At 50.0% G+C, this 15,695-nt stretch carries 30 protein-coding genes; all 30 read right to left on the bottom strand.

All coding sequences use genetic code 11. The annotated features are described in order from the left end of the window. Window positions 1-130: 130 nt before the first annotated feature. On the bottom strand, window positions 131-763 hold the full coding sequence (gene rplQ, locus JW883_11175; protein ID MBN1842829.1) for a 50S ribosomal protein L17: 633 nt from the start codon (window positions 761-763) through the stop codon (window positions 131-133). Then, window positions 760-1,767 carry a DNA-directed RNA polymerase subunit alpha gene (locus JW883_11170; protein ID MBN1842828.1) on the bottom strand — a complete coding sequence of 336 codons (1,008 nt, stop codon included), beginning with the start codon at window positions 1,765-1,767 and terminating at the stop codon, window positions 760-762. Before JW883_11170 ends, rplQ begins: the two co-directional genes overlap by 4 nt. A 73-nt stretch (window positions 1,768-1,840) precedes the next feature. After that, entirely contained in the window at window positions 1,841-2,470 is a 630-nt protein-coding gene (rpsD, locus tag JW883_11165; protein ID MBN1842827.1) for a 30S ribosomal protein S4, read from the bottom strand. A gap of 13 nt (window positions 2,471-2,483) precedes the next feature. Further along, on the bottom strand, window positions 2,484-2,867 hold the full coding sequence (gene rpsK / locus JW883_11160; protein MBN1842826.1) for a 30S ribosomal protein S11: 384 nt from the start codon (window positions 2,865-2,867) through the stop codon (window positions 2,484-2,486). A 19-nt stretch (window positions 2,868-2,886) separates the two neighbouring features. Continuing rightward, a complete protein-coding gene (gene rpsM / locus JW883_11155) occupies window positions 2,887-3,258 on the bottom strand; it encodes a 30S ribosomal protein S13 (GenBank protein ID MBN1842825.1) in 372 nt (123 codons plus the stop codon). A gap of 44 nt (window positions 3,259-3,302) precedes the next feature. Next, entirely contained in the window at window positions 3,303-3,416 is a 114-nt protein-coding gene (gene rpmJ, locus JW883_11150) for a 50S ribosomal protein L36 (GenBank protein MBN1842824.1), read from the bottom strand. Between the two features lie 17 nt (window positions 3,417-3,433). Beyond that, window positions 3,434-4,198: a type I methionyl aminopeptidase gene (gene map, locus JW883_11145; GenBank protein ID MBN1842823.1), complete on the bottom strand. Its 765-nt coding sequence runs from the start codon at window positions 4,196-4,198 to the stop codon at window positions 3,434-3,436. Window position 4,199: 1 nt separating this feature from the next. Next, complete coding sequence (secY, locus tag JW883_11140; protein ID MBN1842822.1) at window positions 4,200-5,510, bottom strand: preprotein translocase subunit SecY; 1,311 nt, start codon at window positions 5,508-5,510, stop codon at window positions 4,200-4,202. A 1-nt stretch (window position 5,511) separates the two neighbouring features. Further along, window positions 5,512-5,952: a 50S ribosomal protein L15 gene (gene rplO / locus JW883_11135; GenBank protein MBN1842821.1), complete on the bottom strand. Its 441-nt coding sequence runs from the start codon at window positions 5,950-5,952 to the stop codon at window positions 5,512-5,514. Beyond that, window positions 5,939-6,136: a 50S ribosomal protein L30 gene (rpmD, locus tag JW883_11130; GenBank protein MBN1842820.1), complete on the bottom strand. Its 198-nt coding sequence runs from the start codon at window positions 6,134-6,136 to the stop codon at window positions 5,939-5,941. The genes rplO and rpmD overlap by 14 nt, the downstream gene beginning before the upstream one ends. Window positions 6,137-6,169: 33 nt before the next feature. After that, a complete protein-coding gene (gene rpsE / locus JW883_11125) occupies window positions 6,170-6,664 on the bottom strand; it encodes a 30S ribosomal protein S5 (protein ID MBN1842819.1) in 495 nt (164 codons plus the stop codon). A 27-nt stretch (window positions 6,665-6,691) separates the two neighbouring features. Beyond that, window positions 6,692-7,060, bottom strand: a complete 369-nt coding sequence (locus JW883_11120) for a 50S ribosomal protein L18 (GenBank protein ID MBN1842818.1) — start codon at window positions 7,058-7,060, stop codon at window positions 6,692-6,694. 51 nt (window positions 7,061-7,111) lie between these two features. Continuing rightward, window positions 7,112-7,648 carry a 50S ribosomal protein L6 gene (gene rplF / locus JW883_11115; protein ID MBN1842817.1) on the bottom strand — a complete coding sequence of 179 codons (537 nt, stop codon included), beginning with the start codon at window positions 7,646-7,648 and terminating at the stop codon, window positions 7,112-7,114. 233 nt (window positions 7,649-7,881) lie between these two features. Then, the gene (gene rpsH / locus JW883_11110; protein ID MBN1842816.1) at window positions 7,882-8,280 is read right to left on the bottom strand and encodes a 30S ribosomal protein S8; all 399 of its coding nucleotides are present in this window, start codon (window positions 8,278-8,280) and stop codon (window positions 7,882-7,884) included. A 384-nt stretch (window positions 8,281-8,664) separates the two neighbouring features. Then, a complete protein-coding gene (locus JW883_11105) occupies window positions 8,665-8,850 on the bottom strand; it encodes a type Z 30S ribosomal protein S14 (protein MBN1842815.1) in 186 nt (61 codons plus the stop codon). Between the two features lie 13 nt (window positions 8,851-8,863). Further along, window positions 8,864-9,403 carry a 50S ribosomal protein L5 gene (gene rplE, locus JW883_11100; GenBank protein ID MBN1842814.1) on the bottom strand — a complete coding sequence of 180 codons (540 nt, stop codon included), beginning with the start codon at window positions 9,401-9,403 and terminating at the stop codon, window positions 8,864-8,866. 21 nt (window positions 9,404-9,424) lie between these two features. Continuing rightward, window positions 9,425-9,754 carry a 50S ribosomal protein L24 gene (locus tag JW883_11095; protein MBN1842813.1) on the bottom strand — a complete coding sequence of 110 codons (330 nt, stop codon included), beginning with the start codon at window positions 9,752-9,754 and terminating at the stop codon, window positions 9,425-9,427. Window positions 9,755-9,788: 34 nt separating this feature from the next. Beyond that, a complete protein-coding gene (rplN, locus tag JW883_11090; protein MBN1842812.1) occupies window positions 9,789-10,157 on the bottom strand; it encodes a 50S ribosomal protein L14 in 369 nt (122 codons plus the stop codon). A 15-nt stretch (window positions 10,158-10,172) separates the two neighbouring features. After that, window positions 10,173-10,430 carry a 30S ribosomal protein S17 gene (rpsQ, locus tag JW883_11085; protein ID MBN1842811.1) on the bottom strand — a complete coding sequence of 86 codons (258 nt, stop codon included), beginning with the start codon at window positions 10,428-10,430 and terminating at the stop codon, window positions 10,173-10,175. Between the two features lie 88 nt (window positions 10,431-10,518). Beyond that, the gene (gene rpmC, locus JW883_11080; protein MBN1842810.1) at window positions 10,519-10,725 is read right to left on the bottom strand and encodes a 50S ribosomal protein L29; all 207 of its coding nucleotides are present in this window, start codon (window positions 10,723-10,725) and stop codon (window positions 10,519-10,521) included. Next, window positions 10,725-11,138 carry a 50S ribosomal protein L16 gene (rplP, locus tag JW883_11075; GenBank protein ID MBN1842809.1) on the bottom strand — a complete coding sequence of 138 codons (414 nt, stop codon included), beginning with the start codon at window positions 11,136-11,138 and terminating at the stop codon, window positions 10,725-10,727. Before rplP ends, rpmC begins: the two co-directional genes overlap by 1 nt. A 12-nt stretch (window positions 11,139-11,150) precedes the next feature. After that, window positions 11,151-11,798 (bottom strand): 30S ribosomal protein S3, encoded by a 648-nt coding sequence (gene rpsC / locus JW883_11070; protein ID MBN1842808.1) that lies wholly within the window; start codon window positions 11,796-11,798, stop codon window positions 11,151-11,153. Between the two features lie 90 nt (window positions 11,799-11,888). Further along, entirely contained in the window at window positions 11,889-12,218 is a 330-nt protein-coding gene (gene rplV / locus JW883_11065) for a 50S ribosomal protein L22 (protein ID MBN1842807.1), read from the bottom strand. Window positions 12,219-12,233: 15 nt separating this feature from the next. Next, window positions 12,234-12,521 carry a 30S ribosomal protein S19 gene (gene rpsS / locus JW883_11060; protein ID MBN1842806.1) on the bottom strand — a complete coding sequence of 96 codons (288 nt, stop codon included), beginning with the start codon at window positions 12,519-12,521 and terminating at the stop codon, window positions 12,234-12,236. 109 nt (window positions 12,522-12,630) lie between these two features. After that, on the bottom strand, window positions 12,631-13,455 hold the full coding sequence (rplB, locus tag JW883_11055; GenBank protein MBN1842805.1) for a 50S ribosomal protein L2: 825 nt from the start codon (window positions 13,453-13,455) through the stop codon (window positions 12,631-12,633). Window positions 13,456-13,619: 164 nt separating this feature from the next. After that, window positions 13,620-13,907 (bottom strand): 50S ribosomal protein L23, encoded by a 288-nt coding sequence (gene rplW, locus JW883_11050; GenBank protein MBN1842804.1) that lies wholly within the window; start codon window positions 13,905-13,907, stop codon window positions 13,620-13,622. Then, window positions 13,904-14,527, bottom strand: coding sequence for a 50S ribosomal protein L4 (gene rplD / locus JW883_11045; GenBank protein MBN1842803.1), 624 nt, complete (start codon window positions 14,525-14,527; stop codon window positions 13,904-13,906). The genes rplW and rplD overlap by 4 nt, the downstream gene beginning before the upstream one ends. 16 nt (window positions 14,528-14,543) lie before the next feature. Continuing rightward, entirely contained in the window at window positions 14,544-15,188 is a 645-nt protein-coding gene (rplC, locus tag JW883_11040; GenBank protein ID MBN1842802.1) for a 50S ribosomal protein L3, read from the bottom strand. Window positions 15,189-15,290: 102 nt separating this feature from the next. Further along, window positions 15,291-15,602: a 30S ribosomal protein S10 gene (gene rpsJ / locus JW883_11035; GenBank protein MBN1842801.1), complete on the bottom strand. Its 312-nt coding sequence runs from the start codon at window positions 15,600-15,602 to the stop codon at window positions 15,291-15,293. Between the two features lie 6 nt (window positions 15,603-15,608). Beyond that, window positions 15,609-15,695: elongation factor Tu (locus JW883_11030; protein MBN1842800.1), on the bottom strand; the 87-nt coding region annotated here is incomplete at its 5' end.

Below are 15,695 nucleotides of genomic sequence, written 5' to 3'. Positions count from 1 at the left end.
TAAGCAATCGCTGGGAGCAGTTCTGGACATTCTTCGTTAACCGTCATTTTCCCGAGTTCGTAACGTAATATGAGGCGTACACCCTGGGAGTGGAGATAGGGATTGATCGCAATAGATTCTATAGCGCTATCTACTCTTTTTCCTGAGCTTCTTTCGTTTCCTGTGGCGCTGCCTCTTCGGCGCTTGCTTCTGCTGCTTCGCTGACAGTCTCACCTTCCGGCTCAGGGACAGGCTCTTTCATTCCCGCCTGCCGGCTAGGCAGGTCAGGCGCTGGTTGCTCTGCTGCCTTCCCCGCAGTTTCCGCCTCTTTTGGCATTGCTTTTTCTTTGGGCTCTGCACGTGTTTCTTTCTTGACCTCGCCCTTTTTTACCGCTTTGGCCTTTTTCTTTTTACGCTCCTTCTTTTCTCTAGCAACAACAAATTCTACCAATGAAACAGGGGCCGCATCTCCGGCCCGCTTTCCTATCTTGATCACCCGCGTGTAGCCTCCCGCCCTTTGGCCAAAGCGTTCCGAAGCTTCCTCAAAAAGTTTGTGGACTACAGCCTTATCCCTGACAACTGCAAGCGCCTGACGCCGCGCGTGAAGGTCACCCCTTTTTGCAAGGGTAATCATACGATCGGCCCATCGCCTCAACTCCTTGGCCTTGACATCAGTTGTCCGAATGCTTCCGTGTATGAAAAGGGAAGTTACCATATTCCGAAACATGGCATTACGATGGCTTCCTGTGCGGTTGAGCTTTTTTCCAGCCTTCTGGTGTCTCATGTATCGCTGCTTTCTCCTTCCTCAGCCGGTTTCTCGGGTGGAACGAAGCCCTCAACACCCATACCAAGTGTCAAACCCATTTCCGTGAGTACTTCCTTGATCTCATTCAGTGACTTGCGTCCAAAGTTTTTTGTCTTGAGCATTTCCTGTTCAGTCTTCTGGACCAACTCTCCTATGAATTCAATATTGGCATTGTTCAAACAGTTTGCCGATCGAACCGAAAGCTCCAGCTCCTCCACGCTCCGATAAAGGTTCTCATTGAGAGGTTCTTCTTTCTCCTCTGGTTCTTCTGGTTCAGGCTCCGGCTCTTCATCAAAAGTAATAAAAACACTCATCTGTTCTTTGAGTATCTTTGCCGCATATGCCGTTGCGTCTTCCGGCAGAACACTCCCGTCTGTCCACACCTCAAGGGTGAGCTTGTCATAATCGGTTCTCTGACGAACTCTGGCATTGCCGACAACGTAATTGACCCGGCTAATGGGTGAAAAAACCGCATCTATCGGTATCGTGCCAATAGGCGCATTCTGCTCTTTATTCATCTCCGCAGGGACGTAACCCTTCCCCACCTTTACCGTCATGGTCAGGTTCAGGTTGCCATCTTTGGATAAGGTCGCGATATGATGCTCAGGGTTCAGTATCTCAACGCCACCGTCACTTACTATATCTCCTGCCTTTACCGCTCCTTCTTCAGAGGCTTCCAGCCGAATTACCCGCGGGCTTGAATCTGACATTCGCAGTCGGACTTCCTTGAGGTTCAATACCATCTCAGACACATCTTCCAGCACACCGGGTATTGCCGAGAACTCGTGCATAACATTATCTATCTTTACTGAAACAATGGCAGCTCCATGAATTGAAGAAAGGAGGATCCTACGAAGGGCATTTCCAATAGTAATGCCAAAGCCCGGCTCCAAAGGTTCACACACAAACTTCCCATAGGTTTTGCTGCTGGCGCTGACCTCAACCCGCTTGGGCTTAATGAGTTCACGCCAGTTCATGTACATGACCTCATTCGATCCTGATGACATAATCCAGTCTCCGATTTTGCAGTTTGTATTCCAATGTGACAAACTGCAACTATTTGGAATAAAGCTCTACGATCAACTGCTCCTGAATGGGCATAGTCAACTCCTCCCGAGTCGGGTGAGCTTTGACCCTGCCCCTGAAACTGTCTTTTTCCATCTCTAGCCATCCCGGAATTCCACGCCGTACCACAGTATCCATGGCATCCTGGATAACCCCGATCTTTCGACTCTTTTCCCGGACATCCACAACGTCGCCTATCTTGACAATATAAGACGGAATATTCATCTTCTTTTCATTGACTGTGAAATGGCCATGACGAACCAACTGTCTGGCCTGCGTCCGCGAATTGGCAAAGCCTAAACGGTAGATCACATTGTCAAGTCGCCGCTCCAAAAGAAACAAAAGGTTTGCGCCGGTTACCCCGCGTTTTTGCTCAGCTTTCCTAAATGTCCGTCGAAACTGACCTTCCAGTACGCCGTACATCCGCTTGACCTTCTGCTTCTCCCGAAGCTGGATGCCGTAATCCGAAATCTTGCGTCTGCGGGATTGCCCGTGCTGGCCAGGGGCATAACCTCTGCGGTCAAAGGCACACTTGTCAGAATAACACCTGTCTCCTTTCAGAAACATCTTCAGGTTCTCTCTGCGGCATAGCCTGCAAACCGAACCGACATATCGTGCCAAGGTTCTCCTCCTTTCACACTCTGCGGCGCTTGGGCGGCCGACATCCGTTATGTGGTATGGGTGTCACGTCTTTGATCATAACTACATTGAATCCGGCGGCCTGCAAGGAACGCAATGCCGCTTCCCGGCCTGCGCCCGGACCCTTCACGTAGACTTCAACATTTCTCATCCCGTGTTGCATGGCCTTCTTGGCCGCGTCTTCAGCCGCAAGTTGGGCAGCAAAAGGGGTGCTTTTCCTGGAGCCCTTAAAACCCTGCCCTCCTGCACTGGACCACGCGACCACGTTGCCCGCCGGATCGGTGATGGTCACAATCGTGTTGTTGAAGGTAGACTGGATATGCGCTATCCCGTTCAAAATATGCTTCTTCTCTTTCTTTTTCCCAGAAGGTCTTGCCATGATATCTGCTGTCCCCCTCCTATTTTTTCCTCTTTCCTACAACACTTCTTCGTGGTCCCTTCCGGGTCCTTGCGTTGGTACTGGTACGCTGCCCTCGGGCCGGCAATGATTTCCGGTGCCTGAGCCCTCGATAGCAACCCAGTTCCATGAGTCGCTTTATGTTCATGGAGACTTCCGTCCGAAGTTCCCCCTCAACCTTGTATTGGCTGTCGATGACTTTTCGGATGGCGCTAATCTGGTCTTCACCTAACTGATCCGACTTTGTATCAAAGTCTATGCCGGCTTGGCTCAATATTTTTCCAGAAGTGCTGCGACCAATCCCGTAAATATAGGTCAGAGCTATTTCAATTCTCTTGTTCTTCGGTAAGTCAACACCCGCTATACGTGCCAATATTCTGTCTCCCCTTGGTTTCGTTGTTGGTCCGTTTCACGATCTTACCCTTGCTTTTGCTTATGCCTTTTGTTCTCGCAAATGACTCTCACCGTCCCCTTGCGGCGAACAATCTTGCACTTATTACAGATCCTTTTTACCGATGCCCTTACTTTCATTGTTTTTCCTTATGTTATCAGGACGCTCCCGCCTTATCCGTGACACTCAGGATAACCGGCCCGTTTTCCGTAATAGCAATAGTATGTTCAAAATGGGCTGACAGGCTGCCATCTTTCGTCACAGCCGTCCAGCCGTCTTTCAGGGTTTCGACCTCGTATCCTCCGGAATTGACCATAGGTTCAATGGCAAACACCATGCCTGGCTTCAGGCGGATGCCCGTGCCCGGTTTCCCGTAATTTGGTATCTGAGGGTCCTCATGCAGGTTTTTTCCTATGCCGTGTCCCACGAATTTCCGAACAACAGAAAATCCAGCACCCTCTACGTGCTTTTGAATGGCATGGGAGATATCAGACAGTCGATTACCCGGCGTTGCCTGCTCAATTCCCAAAAAAAGAGCTTCTTTTGTAATGTCCATGAGATGCTGGGCACTTTTCGAGATTTTGCCCACAGGGACAGTGATGGCCGCATCACCATAATAGCCATCATGGTAGATACCAAAATCCATGCTCAGGATGTCCCCCTCTTTCAGGGGGCGTTTGCACGGAAATCCGTGAACTACTTGCTCGTTCACGGATGCACACAGACTGAATGGAAAGCCCCTATAGTCCTTAAAAGCAGGTCTGGCTTTTCTCTTTATGGCCAATTCTTCGGATATCCTGTTCAGGGTTAACGTGTCAATGCCGGGAGCAACTTTTCCCTTCAGTATCTCAAGTATCTCTGCAACCATTTGGTTGCTGCGGCGGATTTTGTCAATTTCCCTTGAAGATTTTAAGATAACCATTTCATCGGCGACCTTTGAACGCCCCCCCCTTCTTCATGAAGCCTTCGTAATGTCGAGCCAGCATGTGGCTTTCCATCTGGCTAACGGTATCTATGGCGACACCCACTACAATCAGAAGGGCCGTGCCACCAAAGTAGAAGGGCACATTGAATCTGGAAATCAGCAGGGTCGGGAGCACGCAAACGGCCGATACGTACAGAGCTCCGCCAAAAGTAATGCGTGTGAGCACTCGGTCAATATAGTCCGCCGTACGCTTGCCTGGCCTGATGCCGGGGATATAGCCGCCGTATTTTTTCATGTTATCGGCCACATCAACCGGATTGAAAGTGACTGCCGTATAAAAAAAGCAAAAGAATATGATAAACCCAACGTAAACGAGGTTATATATAATGCTGTCGGGTGTCATGGCCTGAGCGGCGCTCTGAACCCACGGCACTTTAACAAAATTGGCGATCGTGGCAGGAAACATAATGATAGATGAAGCAAAAATGGGAGGAATGACGCCTGACGTGTTGATTTTAAGGGGTAGATGGGTGCTCTGCCCACCGTACATCTTTCGGCCGACGATCCGTTTAGCATATTGCACTGGAATACGTCGCTGGCCGCGTTCCACAAATATGATAAATCCCACAACAGCCACCATCACAACCAGTAATGTCAAGACCAGAAAAACGCCTATCTCCCCCGTTCTCATCAAACTAAAGGTGTTGCTAACTGCGTTTGGCATACGAGCTACAATCCCTGCAAATATGATCAAGGAAATCCCGTTGCCAATCCCGCGTTCAGTAATTTGCTCGCCCAACCACATAATAAAAGCCGTGCCGGCAGTAAGTGTAATCACTGTTATCAATCTAAAACTCCATCCAGGATAGGCCACGATCGTGGCCGCACCCGGCACACTCATCCTCTCAAGCCCGACAGCGATGCCAAACCCCTGGATGATACTCAGGAAAACTGTGCCGTAACGTGTGTATTGGGTAATTTTTTTTCGGCCGGCTTCTCCTTCCTTAGAAAGTCGTTCAAGATGAGGAACAACCACGGTGAGAAGCTGCAAAATGATGGATGCGCTGATATAAGGCATAATTCCCAGGGCAAATACAGAAAGCCTTTCCAGAGCGCCACCGGAAAACATGTCAAACATCCCCAACAGGGTTCCCTTGGCACGGGCGAAAAATGAAGCAAGGGCATCTCCGTCGATACCGGGTGTTGGCACGGCACAGCCAATGCGATACACCATCAAGAGTGCAAACGTATAGAGAACGCGCTTCTTTAGTTCCGGTATCTTGAATATATTCTGAAAACCACCTACCATATCACACCAGTTCTACCTGCCCACCAGCAGCTTCAATGCTGGCCTGCGCTGACTTGCTACAACGGTTCACCCTGATAACCAGGGGGTAATCAATGGCGCCGTGTCCTAGCAGTTTCACTCCGTCTCGCTTTCGTGCAACAAGCCCAGCGCCCGCCAGGGCCGCCTCGTCTACCACTGATCCCTTGTCAAAACGCCCCAGGTCCCTCACGTTAACAATAGCATATTGTTTCTTAAAAATATTGGTAAAGCCACGCTTCGGCAAACGCCGCTGCAGCGGCATCTGACCACCTTCAAATCCGGGCCTGAGGTTCCCGCCAGAACGGCTCTTCTGCCCGTTTGAGCCGCGTCCGGCAGTCTTGCCATTTCCAGAACCGAGTCCTCGGCCAACGCGTTTGGCTAATCTCCGGGCTCCTTTCGGAGGCGACAGTTCATGGAGTTTCATTCGAGCCCTCCTCAACCTCTAGTAGATGGGGCACCTTTCGAATCATTCCCCTGATGCAAGGGGTATCCTTCAAAATAACCGTGCTATTTAACTTCCTTAAACCCAGACTTCGAACAGTCCGCCGGTGCTTCTCCGGTCTTCCTATGAGACTTTTTTTTAACGTAATCCTAAGCGCTTCAGACATAAACATTTTCCTTGATACAATCGCTGCGCAATTTTATATCTCGCCAGGCTGCTTGCCACGCCAAGCCGCAATCGTTTCGCGGCTCCGTAGTTGACACAAACCATCAAGCGTGGCCTTGACCAAGTTGTGGGGGTTGTGAGACCTCATACACTTTGTCAGGATATTCTGCACGCCAGCGGCCTCCAATACAGCGCGCACTGCGCCGCCGGCAATGACACCGGTGCCTTGGGAAGCAGGCTTCAGAAGCACCCGCCCAGCGCCATGTTTGCCTATGACCTCATAGGGGATGGTACGGTTCACCAAGACCACCTGGGTCATGTTCTTCTTGGCGCGTTCGACCCCTTTGCGAATGGCCTCAGGCACCTCGTTGGCCTTGCCCAAGCCGCATCCCACTTTGCCGTTGCCATCCCCGACGACAACAACAGCGCTAAAACTAAAGCGACGCCCCCCTTTGACCACCTTGGCTGTCCGGCTTATATGAACGACCTTGTCTATTAGCTGAATCTCGTCTGTCTCTTTGCCTATCAATCGTTCTCCTCCTTGTTAAGGGCAAGCCTAAAAATCAAGACCTTGTTTACGAGCCCCTGTCGCAAGAGCACGCACTCGACCGTGAAACAGAAAACCATTCCGGTCAAAAACCACTTTAGACACCCCTTTTTCCATTGCCCTCTGTGCAACGAGCCTGCCCACAAATTCTGCTGCCTCTGCTTTGCTTCCAAACGGAGAATGCTGGCGCGCCTCTTTCTCAAGGGTAGAAGCTGCAGTCACTGCATGACCAGTCGTATCAACCACAACTTGAGCATACATGTGACGTGCGCTCCTGAAAACCGTAAGTCTCGGTCGATCCTCTGTGCCAAAGACGGTTTTCCGCACATGTTTTTTCCGTTTCAAACGCGCTTCTTTCTTTTTGCTTAATGCCCCCATGGGCCGTTTCCTCTCATCAGAGATTGGAGAACTGGAAAAGCCGATGTATTTCTACTTGGCGCCAGACTTGCCGACTTTACGTCTAATGCGCTGTTCGGCGTACTTGATTCCTTTGCCTTTGTACGGCTCGGGCTTTCTAAAACCCCTAATGGTTGCAGCCGTCGCTCCAAGCAGCTCCTTGTCGATACCTCTCAGAACTATTCTGTTCTTGTCGACCGAGGCCGTTATGCCGTCAGGAAGTTTGTAAACAACAGGATGAGAATATCCCACTGCAAACGTCAAAACATTCGACTTCAAATCAACGCGGTAACCCACGCCAATGAGTTCCAAGACGCGTTCAAACCCTTGAGTAACGCCCCAGATCATGTTTGCCACCAGAGTACGCGTCAATCCCTGGATGGCCGAGGCTTTCTTGTTTTCGCCAGACACGATGACATTGACAAGACCATCCTCAATGTTCAGTTCTGCATCGCCATGTATCAGACGAGACAAATCCCCTTTCGGCCCATTCACGGTGAGGTTCCGGCCCTCACAGGAGACGGTCACGCTATCGGGTAAGGGAACTGGTCGCTTTCCCACTCGTGACATTGTCGGTACATCCTTTCTTAGTCGGTTATCAACAAAATGGGTTTTTTTTGCCAGAGGATCGTTAAAGACCACCACGAAAGCACGAAAGTTCGAAGACACGAAATTTCTCTAGAAATCTTTTTTTCGTGCTTTCGTGCCCCTTCGTGTTTTGCGGCGTTCGCCTTGAGAACATCACGTGGTAATCTTGTTCCTTTGGTTTCCGGCTTGTTCGGCTCAGGAAATAACCCCCTAACCTACCAGATACCGCACAAAAGCTCGCCGCCGACATTCTGCTTTCTCGCTTCACGGTCCGTAAGAATCCCTTTTGAGGTCGAGAGCACAGCTATGCCCATTCCATTTAAAACAAAAGGTATATCTTTCTTCTTAACATACACTCGTCGGCCCGGTTTGCTCAGGCGCTTCAGTCCTGTAATAATTCCCTGGTTGCGCTCTTGATACTTGAGATAAAGTCTCAATATCCCATGGCCTTGTTCTTTGAGCAATTTATAGTTCTTAATGTAGCCTTCGCTTTTCAATATCTTGGCAATGCTGATCTTCATGTTAGATGCGGGAATGTCCACCTTGCCATGTTTGGCCGTATATGCATTCCTGATACGGGTCAGCATATCAGCCAACGGATCAGTTACTGACATTGCTTATCTCCTTCATAGTCCGATAACAATAGAATTCGTGTTTTTCCTGGTACAAGCCTTTTCAAATTCGTGCTGTTCTCAAGGCGTAAACCGCAAATCCGAAACCAGAAATTCGAAATGGTTCGACTGGCCGTTCGACTGGCTCACGGCCATGAGCAGTGTCGACTGGCTTACCATCCTGAGCGAAGTCGAAGGACAATACCAAATGACAAAAACTCAAAATCAGAAAATGATAATGATAAAGTCAGGCGAAGGGGAATACAATCGTGCTTCAGGCCCTTCCTACAGTTTTGAACATTTGAGCATTTAGTATTTGGATTTGTTTGCGGCTGACGCCTTGAAAACAGCATGTGCTTCCGGTTTATCCGAGTAATGACCTCTTTATTACCAGCTCGACTTGACTACTCCCGGTAACTGCCCCATGAGCGCCAAGTTCCTGAAACATATGCGGCAAACGCCAAATTTTCTCATAAAGGCCCTAGCTCGTCCACATATTGGACACCTTGAATAGGCCCTACTGCGAAACTTGGGTTCGCGTTTCACCCTAACCCTCAGAGCTTTCCTTGCCACCCACTCCTCCTTCTCAGTTCCTAAAAGGCATTCCCATTAGTCTTAGGAGTTCTTTGCCTTCCTCGTCAGTTTCCGCATTGGTCACGACGGTTATGTTCAACCCCTGAATCCTGTCGATCTTGTCATAGTCGATTTCCGGGAATATGATATGTTCCTTGATGCCCAAGGAATAGTTGCCCCGCCCGTCAAAGGCCTTGCCGGATACCCCGCGAAAGTCCCGCAACCTGGGCAATGCAATGTTAACAAGCCTTGTAAATAAGTCATACATGCGATCCCCTCGAAGGGTCACCGTGCAGCCTATCGGCATACCTGCCCTGAGCTTGAACGACGCAATCGATTTGCGTGCGCGCCTTACCACTGGCTTTTGGCCCGCGATCAGTGCAAGTTCTTCCATGGCAGAATCAAGAACCTTGATATTCTGTATTGCCTCTCCAAGCCCCATGTTCAGCACGATCTTACTCAGTTTTGGGACCTGCATGACATTCTTATACCCAAACTTGCCTATGAGTTCTGGAACGATTTGTTGTCGATAAAAGGTCTTCAAATTAGACATAACGAGCCTCTAAGAGTCAAATCACTTATCAATGATCTCCCCGCATTTCCTGCAGACCCTGACCTTCTTGCCATCTTCAAGGCGCTGCATCTTAACCCTAATGGGGTTTATGCACTTGTCACACATCAGCATCAGGTTGGACCAATGAATGGAGGCCTCCTTCTCTATAATCCCCCCGCGAGGTGTCTTGCCCCCGGGTCTCGTATGACACTTCACGAAATTGACATTTTCAACTATAAGGCGTTCCTTCTCATGAAGCACTTTTAGGACCTTGCCGATTTTGCCCTTCTCCTTGCCAGCCACCACTTTGACTCTGTCGTCCTTCTTGATGCTGCACCTTCCGGCTGCCATAGACGGCTTCCCCCTTGCCAGAGCTCCCGGGTTATTATAATACCTCTGGAGCCAATGAAATGATCTTCATAAATTTTTTTGCTCGAAGTTCTCTGGCCACAGGGCCAAAGATACGGGTTCCAACGGGTTCCCCGTTCGGATTGATCAGCACCGCCGAGTTATCGTCAAACTTAATGTAAGAGCCATCAGGCCTGCGCAATTCCTTTGTGGTCCTGACCACGACCGCCCGCATTACGTCGCCCTTCTTTACCTTCGCGTGTGGTATTGCCTCCTTCACTGCGACAACAATAACATCACCAATCCTTGCATACCGTCGCCTGGACCCCCCCAGTACCCTGATGCAATACAGTTTTCTTGCTCCCGAATTGTCCGCAACCTGCAACTTGGTTTCCGCCTGTATCATCTGCCACAATTCCCCTTAAACAGCCTTTTGCATAACCTCACAAACGCGCCACCTCTTTGTCTTGCTCAGTGGCCTTGTTTCTATGATCATTACCTTGTCGCCCAAAGCGCACATATTTTTCTCATCATGGGCCACACACTTGGAACGTCGTTTAACATACTTTTTGTATACAGAATGCTTGACAATTCTATCTATGGCCACGACAACAGTCTTGTCCATCTTGTCACTTACAACCCTGCCAATGCGTCTTTTTCGTATTCCCCGATCTTTCATGTGTCATGAACCCTTAATAAAATCGCTTCGCGATTTTCTACAGCGCGGCTGCGCCGCTTCAAAAAAATGATTTTCTCTCCCATGGGAACTACGAGCCAAGACCAGGCCTCAGCTCCAACTCCCTCAAAACGGTTTTCATGCGAGCGATATCGTGCTTGACATGACGCAGCCTCATGGCGTTTTCAAGCTGGTCGGTAGCGTGCTGAAACCTGAGATTGAATTGCTCTTCTGTTAACTCGCTCAATTTTTGGCGGATTTCCTCTAAACCCAGCTCTCTGATCTCACTTGCTTTCATCAACGCTCCCCTCGCACCACTGTGCGTGTTCTGAACGGGAGTTTATGTGAAGCCAGCCGAAGTGCCTCTTTTGCAAGCTCCAATGAAATTCCTTCCATCTCGTAGAGAATCCGCCCTGGCTTTACGACTGCAACCCAGCCCTCAGGAGAGCCCTTTCCTTTGCCCATTCTGGTTTCAGCCGGCTTTTTCGTAAACGGTTTGTCCGGAAAGACTCGGATCCAGATCTTCCCGCCACGTTTCACATGGCGTGTCATGGCAATACGGGCAGCCTCTATTTGCTGAGAGGTAATACTGGCGCACTCAAGAGCTTGAAGTCCAAATTCCCCAAACGTCAACTCCGACCCGCGATAGGCCGTGCCTCTCATTCTGCCCTTTTGTTGTTTTCGGTATTTAACCTTCTTAGGACTCAACATGACATAGTTCCCCTAAACCGCTGTGGCCCTTTCTCGTTCAAGGATCTCGCCATTAAATATCCACACTTTCACCCCGATCACACCGTAGGTAGTCCGGGCCTCAGTGAACCCATAATCAATGTCAGCTCTCAAGGTATGAAGAGGAATCCTGCCTTCCTTATACCATTCAGTACGAGCCATCTCAGCGCCGCCCAGACGACCTGAGCAACATACCTTGATGCCCTTTGCGCCAAACCTCATGGCAGAGGCGACACTTCTCTTCATAGCCCGGCGAAAGGCTACCCTGCGTACGATCTGCAAAGCAACGTTTTCCGCAACAAGCTGAGAGTCAACTTCGGGCTTCCTCACCTCCTGAATATCAATAGCCACCTCTTGAGGAACCATCTTCTCCAGTTCCTTTTTCAGCAATTCGATCTCGGCGCCTTTCTTCCCTATGACGATTCCGGGGCGGGCCGCGTATATTCGCAACCTAATGCGCTTAGCCCACCTTTCAATTTCGATCTTCGATATGCCGGCATGGTAAAGTTTTTTCTTTAGAAATTCCCGAATTTTGTAATCATCTTCGATAAATGAGGCATACTCCTTTCCCGCAAACCACCGAGAATCCCACGACTTGATCACCCCAAGTCTAAAGCCTATCGGGTTGACTTTCTGTCCCAAACCGACCTCCTCCGTACGCTGTTGTTGACAAGTCTGCAAGATGTCTTCTGCTCAGGCAGAGAGCAAAATCGCTTTCTCACAAATGCCTCATTATTCGGCCAGCACAATCGTAACGTGACTGGTGCGTTTCAGAATTCTGGTTGCTCGACCCATGGCCCGAGGCCTGAAACGTTTCAAGCTTGGGCCCTGATTAACGGCAATATTTGAAACGGACAGGCTATCCACGTCAATGTCAGGCTTCTGGTCAGCATTTGCCACCGCCGAACGAATCACCTTTGCCAGAATTTTGGCTGAACGCTGTGGCATATAGCCCAAAAGATTCAGGGCGTCCTCTACAGGCTTGCCCTTGATGGCTATTGCCACCCGCCGAACCTTTGTGGGAGAAATCCGTACGTACTTGGCTACCGCCCTAACTTCCATTTCTCAATCCGTCCATCACTTCTTAGCTTTTATGCGTGTCTTCTTAACGCCAGCATGTCCGTAAAAAGTCCTTGTCGGCGCAAACTCCCCCAGTTTATGGCCCACCATATCTTCTGAGACGAAGACGGGTACAAACTTCTTCCCATTATGTACGGCCAGCGTGAGAGAAACCAATTCAGGCACAATAGTCGAGCGCCTGGACCATGTCTTGATTACCTTCCGGCTCCCACTCTCCTGTGCCACCAGGACTTTGCGTAACAATTTAGGCTCGATATAAGGGCCTTTCTTCAGTGAACGCGGCATGTTCTTTCCTATTGTAGAAATTTCGAGACGTTAATACTTTGCTTCTATAGTATTCAAGAAAAATATTTTGTGGTTATGATTTTTGTTATTCGTTAATAGAAACGAATTGCTACCGCCGACGTTTTACAATGTAGCGATCACTCACTTTATTCTTCTTACGGGTTCTGAAACCTTTTGTTGGGACCCCCCAAGGCGAGCACGGATGACGTCCGCCAGACGCCTTCCCTTCGCCACCACCCATGGGGTGATCAACGGGATTCATAGCCACACCCCGAACCGTTGGTCTCCGGCCAAGCCAACGCCTTCGTCCCGCCTTGCCCAAAGAGATGTTCCCGTGTTCTGCATTACCCACTTGGCCTATGGTTGCCTTGCAATCTATCAGAATCATGCGCACCTCGCCCGACGGGAGCTTCACGTGCGCATACCGCCCTTCCTTGGCCATCAACTGAGCGTAGTTGCCCGCGCTTCGGACCAACTGGCTCCCCTTTCCGGGACGCAGTTCAACGTTGTGGATCTGCATGCCAAGGGGAATATATCGAAGAGGCAACACGTTGCCGGGCTTAATATCAGCCGTCTCGCTTGCGACAACCATATCTCCCACTCTAAGATCCTGAGGAGCAACAATATAGCGTTTCTCTCCATCCACATAATGAAGAAGCGCTATGCGGGCTGATCGATTCGGATCGTATTCTATAGTAGCCACCTTTGCCGGGACATCTACCTTGTCACGCTTAAAGTCAATCAGGCGGTATCGCTGCTTATGTCCGCCCCCGCGATGGCGACATGTCACACGACCATGGACATTCCGGCCGCCACTTTTCTTTAGTGGCCGGAGCAAATTCCTCTCAGGCCGCGCAGACGTGATATCATAAAACGTATCATATGTTTGAAATCGTCGCCCTGGAGAGGTCGGCTTTATTTTCCTAAGCGCCATGTTTTTTACCTTTCCGTTGAGCCGGTTGCCGGTTGAGCCGGTTGAGCCTGTTGGTCGTCCGTAAAACATAGCGTCCAGAACTTCCATTTTGCCCTTTGCACTGGCTGCTACGATTTGTGCTTCCAACGGGCCAAACGGGCAACGGGCTAAACAGGCTCAACCGATCATACTCCTTCGAAAAACTCAACATGTTCACCCTGGGCCAAGGTGACAATCGCCTTCTTCCAGTTGCGACGTTTGCCAAGGATCCGTCCAAAGCGCTTGACCTTGCCTTTCATCTGCATCGTCTGAACAGCTACGACCCTGACATTGAAGATCCGCTCAACGGCCCGCCGTATCTCAACCTTGTTGGCTCTTCTATCCACCTCAAATGTAAGCTGATTGGTGCTCTCCTTCTGGGTTGTACTCTTTTCGGTGATCAAGGGCCTATTGAGAATCTCGTATGACGTCATGAGAGTAATCTTTCCTGTATCTGATTCACGGCAGGCTCAACTAGAATCAGGCTTCTAAACCTCAAAATATCATAAACGTTCAAGCCCTCAGAGCGAAGCACCTTGGCATACGGCACATTCCTGGAGCAAAGCTCCAAGTTTTCATTCTGTCGGTCTATTACGATAAGGACCTCTTTCGTTCTCAGTGCGGCCAAGACCTCCACAAGTCGTTTGGTCTTGACAGCCTCCAAATCAAGTCGGTCCACAACGATCAAGTCCTTATCCTGTAATTTGCTGCTCAGCGCCATCTTAAGGGCTTGCCTGCGCACTTTTTTGGGCACCTTGTAGCCGTAACTACGCGGACTCGGCCCAAAGACTACGCCGCCACCGCGCCACAGGGGAGACCTTCGAGAGCCGGCTCGGGCGCGACCAGTCCCCTTCTGGCGGTAAGGCTTCTGCCCGCCGCCACGCACAAAAGAACGCCCTTTGGTAGCCACCGTCCCCGAACGCTTATTGGTCAATTGCATAGTGACCACCTGGTGCAAGACGTGCTGCTTGACCGGGACATCAAAAACCTCGTCAACCAAGTCTATGTCGGAGACCCTTTCGCCGTCCATATTATAAACGTCACAAACAGCCATAAGTTCCGTTCCTGCCTTATCGCCTTTTAGGCGCTATCTTTCGTTTTCTGACCTCAACCAGCCCTGACTTGCCTCCAGGCACCGCGCCTTTCACAATCATGAGGTTCTGCTCCGGACGGATATCAACAATCTCCAAATTTTTTATAGTAACCCGTTGATTTCCGTGGTGGCCCGGAAGCTTGCGCCCCTTAACGATCTTGGAAGGGGTTGCAGATGCCCCAACAGAACCAGGTGCGCGATGAAACATGGATCCATGAGTTGCCTTACCTCCGTGAAACCCCCAACGTTTAACAACGCCCGTAAAGCCCCTCCCACGTGAAATCCCGATTACATCAACAATTTCTCCCACTCCAAACATACTGTCCACAGTCAAAGTGTCCCCTAAGGTATGTTGGGAGGGGTCATCCACTGCAATTTCGGTCAAAGCCCTGTACCCCTTGCCACCACTCTTCTTGAAATGCCCCTCCAGGGGTTTATTCACCCGTAAGGGCTTCTTTTCCATAAAACCCACCTGCAGCGCATCATATCCGTCACCTTCCAACCTCTTTATCTGGGTCACGATACAAGGTCCCACTTCGAGTACGGTGATCGGGACCTGTCGACCACCTGAGGAAAAGAGGCTTGACATACCAAGTTTTTTTCCTAAGAGCCCCCTATGCATGATCTCAACTCCTCATTCTCCTCATTCGGGTTTCGAATTTTGGCCTAAACGCCAGAGCCTTTTCGATTTTCACCCGGACAAACCGGGGTGGTTACTTATGACTTAATCAAGCTTTATCTCAACATCTATCCCTGCCGACAGATCCAGCTTCATGAGAGCGTCAACCGTCTGTTGGGTCGGGTCCAAGATATCCAAAAGACGCTTGTGCGTCCGGATTTCAAACTGCTCCCGCGACTTCTTGTCCTTATGTGGTGAGCGTAATACACAGTACTTGTTGATCACCGTAGGAAGCGGTATGGGACCTACAACCCTAGCGCCCGTGCGCCTAGCCGTTTCAACAATATCGGTAGTTGATTGATCCAACAGCTTATGATCAAAAGCCTTCATCCGAATCCGTATCTTCTGATTCATAATTATGACCTATTCCAGTATTTCGCTGATAACGCCGGCCCCTACCGTACGACCACCTTCGCGAATGGCAAACCTGAGCTCCTTCTCCATTGCTAT

The organism is Deltaproteobacteria bacterium (assembly GCA_016930875.1).
Lineage (GTDB): Bacteria > Desulfobacterota > Desulfobacteria > Desulfobacterales.
The sequence above is the reverse complement of the archived record's forward strand: the minus strand, read 5'-3'. Positions and strand labels throughout refer to the sequence as shown.

What these genes read in the sequence shown, in the direction of transcription:
- rplQ (MBN1842829.1), bottom strand. Translation starts at nt 763, where the DNA reads ATGAGACACCAGAAGGCTGGAAAAAAGCTCAACCGCACAGGAAGCCAT.
- JW883_11170 (MBN1842828.1), bottom strand. Translation starts at nt 1,767, where the DNA reads ATGTACATGAACTGGCGTGAACTCATTAAGCCCAAGCGGGTTGAGGTC.
- rpsK (MBN1842826.1), bottom strand. Translation starts at nt 2,867, where the DNA reads ATGGCAAGACCTTCTGGGAAAAAGAAAGAGAAGAAGCATATTTTGAAC.
- rpmJ (MBN1842824.1), bottom strand. Translation starts at nt 3,416, where the DNA reads ATGAAAGTAAGGGCATCGGTAAAAAGGATCTGTAATAAGTGCAAGATT.
- map (MBN1842823.1), bottom strand. Translation starts at nt 4,198, where the DNA reads ATGGTTATCTTAAAATCTTCAAGGGAAATTGACAAAATCCGCCGCAGC.
- secY (MBN1842822.1), bottom strand. Translation starts at nt 5,510, where the DNA reads ATGGTAGGTGGTTTTCAGAATATATTCAAGATACCGGAACTAAAGAAG.
- rplO (MBN1842821.1), bottom strand. Translation starts at nt 5,952, where the DNA reads ATGAAACTCCATGAACTGTCGCCTCCGAAAGGAGCCCGGAGATTAGCC.
- rpmD (MBN1842820.1), bottom strand. Translation starts at nt 6,136, where the DNA reads ATGTCTGAAGCGCTTAGGATTACGTTAAAAAAAAGTCTCATAGGAAGA.
- JW883_11120 (MBN1842818.1), bottom strand. Translation starts at nt 7,060, where the DNA reads ATGGGGGCATTAAGCAAAAAGAAAGAAGCGCGTTTGAAACGGAAAAAA.
- rplF (MBN1842817.1), bottom strand. Translation starts at nt 7,648, where the DNA reads ATGTCACGAGTGGGAAAGCGACCAGTTCCCTTACCCGATAGCGTGACC.
- rpsH (MBN1842816.1), bottom strand. Translation starts at nt 8,280, where the DNA reads ATGTCAGTAACTGATCCGTTGGCTGATATGCTGACCCGTATCAGGAAT.
- rplE (MBN1842814.1), bottom strand. Translation starts at nt 9,403, where the DNA reads ATGTCTAATTTGAAGACCTTTTATCGACAACAAATCGTTCCAGAACTC.
- JW883_11095 (MBN1842813.1), bottom strand. Translation starts at nt 9,754, where the DNA reads ATGGCAGCCGGAAGGTGCAGCATCAAGAAGGACGACAGAGTCAAAGTG.
- rplN (MBN1842812.1), bottom strand. Translation starts at nt 10,157, where the DNA reads ATGATACAGGCGGAAACCAAGTTGCAGGTTGCGGACAATTCGGGAGCA.
- rpsQ (MBN1842811.1), bottom strand. Translation starts at nt 10,430, where the DNA reads ATGAAAGATCGGGGAATACGAAAAAGACGCATTGGCAGGGTTGTAAGT.
- rpmC (MBN1842810.1), bottom strand. Translation starts at nt 10,725, where the DNA reads ATGAAAGCAAGTGAGATCAGAGAGCTGGGTTTAGAGGAAATCCGCCAA.
- rplP (MBN1842809.1), bottom strand. Translation starts at nt 11,138, where the DNA reads ATGTTGAGTCCTAAGAAGGTTAAATACCGAAAACAACAAAAGGGCAGA.
- rplV (MBN1842807.1), bottom strand. Translation starts at nt 12,218, where the DNA reads ATGGAAGTTAGGGCGGTAGCCAAGTACGTACGGATTTCTCCCACAAAG.
- rpsS (MBN1842806.1), bottom strand. Translation starts at nt 12,521, where the DNA reads ATGCCGCGTTCACTGAAGAAAGGCCCTTATATCGAGCCTAAATTGTTA.
- rplB (MBN1842805.1), bottom strand. Translation starts at nt 13,455, where the DNA reads ATGGCGCTTAGGAAAATAAAGCCGACCTCTCCAGGGCGACGATTTCAA.
- rplW (MBN1842804.1), bottom strand. Translation starts at nt 13,907, where the DNA reads ATGACGTCATACGAGATTCTCAATAGGCCCTTGATCACCGAAAAGAGT.
- rplD (MBN1842803.1), bottom strand. Translation starts at nt 14,527, where the DNA reads ATGGCTGTTTGTGACGTTTATAATATGGACGGCGAAAGGGTCTCCGAC.
- rplC (MBN1842802.1), bottom strand. Translation starts at nt 15,188, where the DNA reads ATGCATAGGGGGCTCTTAGGAAAAAAACTTGGTATGTCAAGCCTCTTT.